The following is a 1,593-nucleotide window of genomic DNA, read 5'->3' as shown; positions in this document are numbered from 1 at the left end:
GCCGCGGTGATCGCCGCCCGGTGGCGGGGGTCGTCCTCGCCGGGGTCGACGACGACGGCCTCGACCGCCCCCGGCGCCGACAGCACCCACGTGTTCGTGCCGTCCAGGGTCATCACGGACGGGTTGTCCGCCAGCAGGACCGCCGCCTCCGGCGTGACCAGCCGCAGGACCCCGTACGCGGGGTGCTCGAACCGCTCCCCCTCGGCGGGCCGCCCGCTCACGGCAGCACCACCCGCACCACGTCGCCGTCCCGCACCAGCTTCGGGATCACCCGGTCCACCTCCCGCTCGACGGCCAGCACCTCGGCGACCGTCCCCAGCTCGACCAGGTCAGCCAGCGCCACCCAGGTGGGCGGCAGCAGCAGCCTGCGGCCCCCCTCCCAGTCGGCGATGGCCTCGGACGGCCGCTGCCACACCGCGTCGGACGCCTCGCTGGTCACCCCGTCCGCCAGCTGCCCGTCCGGCAGGGCGGCGGTGAAGAACCGGGTGTCGTAGCGGCGCGGCTCCTCCACCGGGGTCACCCAGTTCGCCCACGGCCGCAGCAGGTCGGCGCGCAGCACCAGGCGCGCCCCGGCCAGGAACGCCGCCAGGGACAGCTCCCTGCGCTCCAGCGCCCGCCGCTCGGCGAAGTACGCGCTCGCGTCCGCGACGACCTCCGAGGCCGACGGTCCGGCCAGCAGCACCCCGGACTCCTCGAAGGTCTCCCGCACGGCCGCGCACACCAGCGCGCGGGCCACCTCCTCGCCGCACCCGAAGCGCCCGGCCCACCACGACGGCGGGGGCCCGGCCCACTCCACGGAGGTGTCCGCGTCGCGCGGGTCGACCCCGCCGCCGGGGAACACCGTCATGCCGCCCGCGAAGGCCATGCCGAGCACCCGGCGCTGCAGGAACACCTCCAGACCGCGCTCGCCGTCGCGGACCAGCAGCACCGACGCCGCGTCCCTGGTGGGGGCGGGCGGGTCCGGCGTGGTCGCGGGGAGCGCGCCGGAGGGCAGGACGAGTTCCTCGGGGAGTTCTCGCACGACCGCGAGCGTACGGCCGATCACGCCCCGCGACACCGGGCAGGATGGGAATCGTGGAGATGAAGGGGAAGGGCTGTCTGGTCAACCTCGCCGCGCTCGTCGCGGGCGCCTTCGGCGGGGTGGCGCTGACCGCGGTGACGGGCGTGCTGCTGTTCATGCCCTCGACCGACGTGATCAGCAGCAAGCCGACCGAGGGGGACAAGCCGGGGATCTACGTGCAGGAGAGCACCCGGTTCTTCGGGGGCCCCACGCACGAGGTGTGGCTGGGCTGCGTGGAGCGGGCGCACGTGATCGAGGTTCCCACCGGGTGGGAACCGATCCCCGAGGTCGAGTACACCGGGACCGGGCTCGACCTGGTCTTCCCGGACGGGGGCCGGATCTCGGTGCCCGAGGCCAAGTACGCCGGGGACTACTGCTAGCGGGAGGTCTGGTGACGGTCGTGGGCGAACCACTGCGGGTGGGGCTGGTCGGCGCGGGTCCGTGGGCGCGGGCGGTGCACGCGCCGGGGCTGGCCGCGCACCCCGGCGTGGAGCTGGTGTCGGTGTGGGGGCGGCGGCACGACGTGGCCGCCG

At 75.6% G+C, this 1,593-nt stretch carries 2 protein-coding genes and 2 pseudogenes; 2 read left to right on the top strand and 2 right to left on the bottom strand.

Annotated features, from left to right (window positions below):
* Together ACTUAL_RS27835 and ACTUAL_RS27830 are read right to left on the bottom strand one after the other, a co-directional pair.
* Window positions 1–221, bottom strand: a pseudogene (locus ACTUAL_RS27835) (MBL fold metallo-hydrolase); the annotation flags it as partial.
* Window positions 218–1,021, bottom strand: coding sequence for an NUDIX hydrolase (locus ACTUAL_RS27830; protein WP_440902315.1), 804 nt, complete (start codon window positions 1,019–1,021; stop codon window positions 218–220). The pseudogene ACTUAL_RS27835 and the gene ACTUAL_RS27830, both read right to left, overlap by 4 nt.
* A gap of 53 nt (window positions 1,022–1,074) precedes the next feature.
* On the opposite strand from ACTUAL_RS27830, the gene ACTUAL_RS27825 reads away from it, so the two are divergent.
* Window positions 1,075–1,440 (top strand): hypothetical protein, encoded by a 366-nt coding sequence (locus ACTUAL_RS27825; RefSeq protein ID WP_440902314.1) that lies wholly within the window; start codon window positions 1,075–1,077, stop codon window positions 1,438–1,440.
* 20 nt (window positions 1,441–1,460) lie between these two features.
* Window positions 1,461–1,593: pseudogene (locus ACTUAL_RS27820) on the top strand (gfo/Idh/MocA family oxidoreductase); the annotation flags it as partial.

The sequence above is a fragment of the Actinosynnema sp. genome (assembly GCF_052038725.1).
The sequence above is the reverse complement of the archived record's forward strand: the minus strand, read 5'-3'. Positions and strand labels throughout refer to the sequence as shown.